This window comes from Nocardioides ginsengisegetis, from assembly GCF_014138045.1.
GTDB classification, from domain to species: Bacteria; Actinomycetota; Actinomycetes; order Propionibacteriales; family Nocardioidaceae; genus Nocardioides; species Nocardioides ginsengisegetis.
On the sequence record NZ_JACGXA010000001.1, the window covers coordinates 296945 to 305000 of the forward strand.

5 protein-coding genes are annotated in these 8056 nt (G+C 71.3%); 2 read left to right on the forward strand and 3 right to left on the reverse strand.

The window, feature by feature from the left end; all coding sequences use genetic code 11:
• Positions 1 to 23: 23 nt before the first annotated feature.
• The 3 genes from FB382_RS01420 to FB382_RS01430 all read right to left on the reverse strand — a co-directional run bounded on the left by FB382_RS01420 (position 24) and on the right by FB382_RS01430 (position 5015).
• On the reverse strand, positions 24 to 233 hold the full coding sequence (locus FB382_RS01420; RefSeq protein ID WP_182536185.1) for a hypothetical protein: 210 nt from the start codon (positions 231 to 233) through the stop codon (positions 24 to 26).
• A 62-nt stretch (positions 234 to 295) separates the two neighbouring features.
• Positions 296 to 3511, reverse strand: coding sequence for a response regulator (locus FB382_RS01425; protein ID WP_182536187.1), 3216 nt, complete (start codon positions 3509 to 3511; stop codon positions 296 to 298).
• A 76-nt stretch (positions 3512 to 3587) separates the two neighbouring features.
• A complete protein-coding gene (locus FB382_RS01430) occupies positions 3588 to 5015 on the reverse strand; it encodes a protein kinase domain-containing protein (RefSeq protein ID WP_182536189.1) in 1428 nt (475 codons plus the stop codon).
• Positions 5016 to 5123: 108 nt separating this feature from the next.
• Between FB382_RS01430 and tyrS the strand changes: the two genes are divergently transcribed.
• Both tyrS and FB382_RS01440 read left to right on the forward strand, forming a co-directional pair.
• Positions 5124 to 6407 carry a tyrosine--tRNA ligase gene (tyrS, locus tag FB382_RS01435; RefSeq protein ID WP_182541298.1) on the forward strand — a complete coding sequence of 428 codons (1284 nt, stop codon included), beginning with the start codon at positions 5124 to 5126 and terminating at the stop codon, positions 6405 to 6407.
• 6 nt (positions 6408 to 6413) lie between these two features.
• A complete protein-coding gene (locus tag FB382_RS01440; protein WP_182536191.1) occupies positions 6414 to 7460 on the forward strand; it encodes an alpha-hydroxy acid oxidase in 1047 nt (348 codons plus the stop codon).
• Positions 7461 to 8056: the final 596 nt, after the last annotated feature.

An 8056-nucleotide genomic window follows, 5' to 3' on the forward strand; every position in this document is an offset into this window, starting at 1 on the left:
CCATTCGGAGCTCGTGGACGGCGTCACTTCGAGGGCTGGGGGGCCTTCACGTTGCAGTCGACCTTGGGGTTGGCGCCGACGTAGTTCAGCGGGCCGGCCACGATGGTCAGGACGGTGTCGCCGGTGCTCTTGCAGCTGACGTCGCGGTCGCTGCCGAAGTAGCCGCGCTGGAAGGCCGCCGCGGCGCCGATCACGAGCCAGACGACGAGCAGGATGCCGATCAAGTTCCTCATGTCCGGTTCATTACCCGTTCCCGAGGGGATCACTCCCTGCGGTGACGGGGGTCACGCGGCGCTCAGTCGTCGGTCGGGGGGTGCGCTGCCTGATAGGCCTGCAGCGCGTCCCGGCCGCGCTCGAGCTCCTCGCCGAGCCGGTCGATCAGGTCGGCGGTGCCCTCGACCGAGCCCTCGTCGGTGAGCAGCTCGATCTCCTGGGCGGTCCGGCCGGCCGCGGTCACCCCGAGGTTGAGCGCGCCTCCGGCGAGCTTGTGGACCACGGCCTTGAGCGATGCGGCGTCGCCGGCGTCGTGGGCCGCGCGGATGGTGCGGTGCGTCTCGGGGGTGTTGCCCACGAAGTTGCCGATCGCCCGGTTCAGGTAGCCCATGCTGGGGTCCAGCTCCCGCAGCTCGTCGAGCCGCGATTCGTCCAGGCCCTCGATGGGGGCGCGGTCCGGCACTTCTGTCTCCCTCTGTCGGTCCGGGGACATCTCGTCGTCCGGGGTGGTGTCGATCCATCGTTGCAGCACCGCGGCGAGCGCGGAGGGGTCCACCGGCTTGGTGAGGAAGTCGTCCATGCCCGCGGCCAGGCAGCGGTCCCGCTCGCCCTCGACGGCCGCCGCGGTCATCGCGACGACGGGGATCCGTGGCCCGCCGTCCTGACGCTCCCGGATTGCACGGGTCGCGGCATAGCCGTCCATCCGCGGCATCTGCACGTCCATCAGGACGATGTCGAACGACTCCTCGAGCAGTACGTCGATCGCCGACAGCCCGTCGTCCGCCGTGGTGGCGTGGTAGCCCAGCGCCTCGAGCAGGCCCACGGCGACCATCTGGTTGACCGGGTTGTCCTCGACCACCAGCACCCGGTGTCGCTTGGCGGAGTCCTCGACCTCGGCGACCGGCACGCTCGGGCGCGGGCCCACCCCCGCCAGGTGCGCGAGCAGTGCGGTCCGGAGGCTGCCGGAGAGGACCGGCTTGCTCAGACAGTCGGCAATCCGTGCTGCCTCGAACCGTGCGCCCCCGGGGACCGGGGCCGAGGTGAGCATGAACAGCACGAGATCGTCGTGCTCGGGCCGGCGCCGCAGGTCCAGGGCGAGGTCGAGCCCGTCCCGGCGCGGCATCGCCATGTCGAGCAGCACCCCGTCGAAGGGGTCACCCGCCGCGACGGCCTCTGCCAGGGCGACCATCGCCGCGTCCGCGCCGTCGACGGCCGCGGAGCGGACCTGCCACCACGCGAGCTGCTCCTGCAGGATGAGCCGGTTGTGGCTGTTGTCGTCGACGACCAGCACCCGGCGCCCGGCCAGCCAGCTTCGGGCGTACACGTCGTCGGGGTCGGTGGCGGCGCCCGCGGGCGCGTCGAAGACGGCCGTGAACCAGAACAGCGTGCCTCCGTCGGGGTTGGGCTCGAGGCCGATCGTCCCGCCGAGCGCCTCGACGATCTCGCGCGAGATCGCCAGACCCAGGCCGGTGCCGCCGTAGATCCGGGTCGTGGACGCGTCGGCCTGGGTGAAGGGGTCGAACAGCGTCGCGACGTCGGTGTCGCCCACGCCGACCCCGGTGTCGGACACCTCGATGCGCAGCACGGTGCGGCCGTCGACGGGGAGGTCCGCCGTGGCGCGGATGAACACCTCGCCCTGCTCGGTGAACTTCACGGCGTTGGAGCCCAGGTTGGTCAGCACCTGGGCGAGACGGGTCGGGTCACCGGCCAGCACCTCGGGGACGTCGGGGTGGCAGGAGACCATCAGCTCCAGGCCCTTGCGTCGCGCCGTCTCGGCCAGCACGCTCGCGACCTGGTCGAAGACGGGGCGCACCTCGAAGTCGAGCCGCTCGAGCTCGAGCTTCCCGGCCTCGATCTTGGAGAAGTCCAGGACGTCGTTGATGACCGAGAGCAGCGCCCGGCTCGCGACCTGCACCCCCGAGGCCAGCCGCAGCTGGTCGCTGGCGAGATCCGTGCGGAGCAGGAGGTCGTTGAGCCCGATGACGCCGTTGAGCGGCGTACGGATCTCGTGGCTCATCGTCGCCAGGAACTCCGACTTCTGCCGCGAGGCCTCCATCGCGCCGTCACGGGCGGCGGCGAGCGCGCGCTCGGCCCGCTCGCGCTCGGCCACGAACCCGAGCTGGACGGCCACCTGCTCGACCATCGACTGGATCATCGCGTGGCGGTAGAGCGGCGGCGCCGACGTGATGGTGACGACGGCGCACACCTCGTGGCGGTGGGAGACGGTGAACGCGATCGTCAGCCGGTCGTCGTCCCACACGCTGCAGCGCTCGTGGAAGGCGCGGTTGGCCAGGGCCAGCTCCATCGCGGCGACCTCGGGCGTGTCGAGGTCGACGTCCTGATCGTCGTCGTAGACGTAGAGGGGGACCACGCCGCGCCCGTCGGCGGAGGGCACGAAGGCCCGGGCCCGCTCCCAGTCGTCGTGCAGCAGCACCAGCGCACCGGCCTGGCTCAGCACGTCCTCGAGCGTGCGCGCCTCGTTGGCCGCGGTCGCCACCGCCTGCATCAGGGTGTTCTGGCTGACCGAGTCCTCGAGGGCCAGCTCGGCCATCTTGGTCTCGGTGATGTCCTGGTGGGTCCCGGACATCGCGACGACGCGGCCCTCGGCGTCGCGGATCGACACCCCGCGGCCCCGGGTCCACACCCACACGCCGCCGGGGCCCGCCACCCGCGCGACGAACATGAAGTCGTCCGCGCCGCGCACGGCCTTCTGCACCTCGACGTGGACGGCGCGCCGGTCGTCGGGGTGGACGATGTCGAGGAAGTCGGCGTACGCCGCGGGGAAGCCGTCCGGGTCGAGGCCGTAGAGCTCGTAGAGCTCCTCGGACCCGGTGATCTCGTCCTGCTCGACGTCCCACTCCCAGCTGCCGATCCGCGCGATGCGCTGGGCCTCGGCCAGCCGGCGCTCGCTCTCCCGCAGCCGGTCGACGGTCGTACGGCGCCCGCTGTAGTCACTGATCCGGTGGAGCACCCCGGTCAGCCGGCCCTGCTCGTCGCGGAGCGGGCTCTCGCCGACCAGCACCCAGAACACCGAGCCGTCGCGTCGCACGAACTGGCTCTCGACGTCCCCGTCGTTGAAGCGCCCTTCGGCCAGGTCGTCCAGGTGGGCACGGAACTGCTGTCGGCCCAGCTCGTCGAGCGTGTCGAAGTAGCTCAGGCGCTGCGCGGCGGCCGGGTCGACGCCGAACATCCGGGCGATCTGGGCGTTCGCATAGACGGTCCGACCCTCGAGGTCGAAGACCCAGATTCCGTCGGGTGACGTCTCCACGATGTCCCGATACAGCCGTGCCAGATCCATCCAGACCCTCCTGCCGCCCAACGATAGGGGGCCCGGCGTCCCCGAGTGGGCGGGACGCGGCAGTCGGGGGCTGCGGCTACGCCTCGCCGTCGATCAGGTAGCTGTCGTTCGCGGCGTCGTAGACCAGCTGCAGGGTGACCGTGTCGGACACCCGGGACCTGTCCTTGCGGACGTAGTCCACCCCGTAGCGGACCTGGAGCGTGTCGGGGTCGGCCTGGATGGTGGTCGGGCGGGCGGACTCGATCGTCTTCCAGAACCCCTTGTACTTCCCGAAACCGCCGCTCTCGTCCTGGAACTTGGGCGTGAGCATCTCCCACGAGGCCTTCTGGTCGGAGGTGACCGTGGCGAGGTAGTCCTGGATGAAGGTCTCCATCCCGTCGGGAGTGGCGCCCGTGCTCGAGGACGGCGATTCCGAGGGGCTGGGTGAGGTCGAGGGTGACGGGGTGTGCGAGGAAGCGGAGCCGCCGCCGGCGGGTGGCGACTGCGTCTGCGAGCCCCCGTCGCCGCCGGACAGCGCGGCCCAGGCCACCAGGCCCGCGACGAGGAGCACGGCCAGCCCGACCAGCACCGGGAGCGCACGTGCCGGCCGGCGCCGCGCGGGCACCGGTGGCGCGGGGGCGACGGGGGCGGGTGCGGCGGTGGTGGCGGACAGCACCTGGGTGCGGGTGGGGTCCGCCCCGGGCACGGAGTTGGTCGGGACGGGGGTGAGCACCGTGCCCGCGGGGCCGGCGGCCAGGAAGTCGCGCACCTGGGCCATCGACCAGCGCTCCGCGGGCTCCCGGGTCATCGTGGCCTCGAGCAGCGGCGCGAGCCAGCCCGCCCCCTCGAGCCGCGGCGGGTCCTCGTGCACGATCCGGTAGAGCGCGCCCATCAGGTTGTCGCCCACGTCGTACGGCGGGTGACCGGCCAGGGCGTGGAAGAGCGTGGCGCCGAGGGACCAGACGTCGCTCGCGCCGTTGGCGGTCTGGCCGGAGGCGACCTCGGGGGCGAGGTAGGCCGGCGAGCCGGTCACCAGCCCGGTCTGGGTCAGCGACGCGTCCGCCTGGGCGCGGGCGATGCCGAAGTCCGACAGCTTCACCTGCCCCTGCGGCGTGACGAGGATGTTGGAGGGCTTGACGTCGCGGTGCACGATCCCGGCCTCGTGCGCCGCGGCGAGCGCGTCGGCCGCCTGGGCGATGAGGGGCGAGGCCTGCTCGGGGGTGAGCGCGCCGTCGCGGCGGACCAGCTCGGCGAGGGTGACGCCCTCGACGTACTCCATGACCAGCCACTGCTGGTCCTCGTCGTTCACGAGGTCGAAGACGGCCACGACGTGCGGGTGGTTGAGGCGTGCCGCGAGGCGTGCCTCCCGCTCGGCGCGCTCGAGGTCGGGGCTGGAGCCGCCCGGCATCATGCCGATGCGCTTGAGCGCCACGGACCGGCCGAGCACCTCGTCGCGCCCGAGCCACACCGCGCCCATGCCGCCGCGACCGATCTCGCGGTCGAGCGTGTACCTGCCTGCGATCACGTGTCCGTTTCCTCCTCAGGGCCGCCGACCACGATAGGGCCCGTGCCGAACCCGTTGGTCCTCCGCACGGTCGATGCGGCAGGCTGGGACCCGACACCTGCGTACCCGATGCTCCGGAAGGCACCCGCCGTGATCGACCCGACCCTCCTCGACGACCTCGAGTGGCGCGGCCTCATCGCCCACTCGACGGACCTCGACGCCCTGCGTGCTGCGCTGGCCGAGGGGAGCGTCCGGTTCTACGTCGGCTTCGACCCCACCGCGCCGAGCCTGCACCTGGGCAACCTCGTCCAGATCGTCACCGCGCGCCGCCTCCAGCTGGCCGGCCACACGCCCTACGCCCTCGTGGGTGGCGCGACCGGCATGATCGGCGACCCGCGCGACTCCGGCGAGCGGACGCTGAACTCCCTCGAGACCGTCAAGGACTGGGTGGAGCGCGTACGCCGCCAGATCGAGCCGTTCCTGTCCTTCGAGAGCGAGAACGCCGCGACGATGGTCAACAACTACGACTGGACCGAGAACCTCTCGACCATCGACTTCCTCCGCGACATCGGCAAGCACTTCCCGGTCAACCGGATGCTGGGGCGCGAGACAGTGAAGCGCCGCCTGGAGTCCGGGATCTCCTACACCGAGTTCAGCTACGTGCTGCTCCAGTCGATGGACTTCCTCAACCTCTACCGCGACCACGGCGTGACGCTGCAGTTCGGTGGCTCTGACCAGTGGGGCAACCTCACCGGCGGGGTCGAGCTGATCCGCCGCGCCGACCAGGGCCACGCCCACGCGTTCGCCACGCCGCTCATCACCAAGACCGACGGCAGCAAGTACGGCAAGACCGAGGGCGGCGCCCTGTGGCTGGACCCCGAGATGCTCTCGCCCTACGCCTTCTTCCAGTTCTGGCTGAACGTCGAGGACGAGAAGATCGGGGAGCTGCTCCGCATCTTCACGTTCCTCTCCCACGAGGAGATCGAGGACCTCGAGGCGCAGCACGCCGAGAAGCCCTTCCTGCGCCTGGGCCAGAAGCGGCTCGCCGACGAGGTGACCGCCTTGGTCCACGGGCGCGAGGAGACCGAGCAGGTCAAGGCGGCCTCGGCCGCGCTGTTCGGGGGTGGTGACCTCATGGGGCTGAGTCCCGACACGCTGGGAGCCGCGCTCCGCGAGGCCGGCTCGGCCAGGGTCGACGGCGAGCTGCCCAGCGTGGTCGACCTCCTGGTGGAGACCGGGCTGGCCAAGAGCAAGGGCGAGGCCCGCCGGACCGTCTCCGAGGGCGGCGCCTACCTGAACAACCAGCGGGTGGAGGATCCCGAGCAGGTGCCCACGGCGGCCGACCTGATCGGCGGCACCTGGCTGGTGCTGCGCCGGGGCAAGAAGAACTTCGCGGGCGTCGAGGTCGGCTGACCCGCCATGACGCAGACCGGGGACGGAGGCTGGGTGGGCGCTCTCGAGGAGCGTGCCCGCGCGGCGCTGTCCGCCCCGGTCCTGGAGTACGTCCTGACGGGAGCCCGTGACGGGGTGTCCGCCGCCGAAGCGGTCGGAGCCTGGGCCGGGGTGCGCTTCCACCCCCACGTGCTGCGCGACGTCACCGACGTCGACACGTCGGTGACGCTCCTCGGCCACCGGCTCGAGGTGCCCTGGGCGGTCGCCCCGAGCTCGCTGCAGCGGGCCGTGCACCCTGACGGGGAGCTGGGCATGGCGCGCGCCACCGCCGCCGCCGGCTCCCTCATGGTGGTCTCCAGCAATGCGGGCACGTCCTTCGCCGAGATCGGCGCGACCGGCGTCGCCTGGTGGCTCCAGGCCTACCTGCCGGCCGACCGCACCCTGGCCGAGCCGCTGCTCGAGCGCGCGGTCGCGGCCGGAGCCCGGGCGGTCGTCCTCACCGTCGACACCCCGGTGGTCGCCACCAAGTACGGCACCGGCGAGAACATCTGGGACCTGGTCGACCCCGCCATCGTGCGCGTCAACTTCGACCCCGGGTACGACGACCAGCCCGGCTCCGACAAGGCGCTCGACCTCGGGCCCCACGACATCGGCTGGCTCGCCGGGGTGACCGGCCTCCCGGTGGTGGTGAAGGGAGTGCTTCGTCCCGACGACGCCCGCCGGTGCGTGCAGGCCGGCGCCCGCGGGGTGTGGGTCTCCAACCACGGCGGGCGCCAGCTGGACCGGGCCGCGACCACGGTCTCCTGCCTCGACGGGGTGCTGACCGCGGTGGGGGGAGAGGCCGAGGTCTACGTCGACGGCGGCCTGCGCTCCGGGCTGGACGTCGTCGCCGCCGTGGCGCTCGGCGCCGACGCGGCGTTCCTGGGCCGGTTGCCGCTGCTCGCCCTCGTCGACGGGGAGCGCGGCGTGGTCGATCTGCACGCCCGACTGCGCGAGGAGACGGTCGAGGCGATGCGCCTGGCAGGGGCCAGGACGGTCGCCGACACGCGTGGGATCGCGGTCCTCGAGGGCTGAAACCGCCTCTGACCTGCGAAAACGTACATGTGTCCCGGGTCACGCCTGCTCGATTTGAACAACCCCCGCAGGTCCCCTAATGTTCTCCGAGTCGCCAGGGAGCGGCGGGCAGCAAGATCGAGAGATCGGGCGGCCGGCCCCCGACGACCACCTCCACTCACACGAACGAAGACCAACGAGTGCGCCTCAGGGCCTCTCCCAAGTCGGAGTCCATGTGGCGTGCGCAGGTGAGGGAAGTCGGAAGCTTCGAATTGCGAAGCGGAAAACAACCCGCTAAGGTTCACCGGGTCGCCAGGGAGCGGCGGGCAGCAAGATCGAGAGATCGGGCGGCCGGCCCCCGACGACCACCTCCACAACACAGAACGAAGATCTTCGAGTGCGCCCGCAAGGTGCCCCGGAAATCGGAGTCGATGTGGCGTGCGCAGGATGGGCTGAGAAAAGCTTCGAATTGCGAAGCTGAAATCAACCCGCTAAAGTTTGGAAAGTCGCCGGAAGCGAAGCCGAAAGGCCCAAAACAACCGGTGTGCGTCTGATTCTTGAGAACTCAACAGTGTGTCATAGTCGACGAATTAGTTTGTTATGCCCCGTCTTCTATG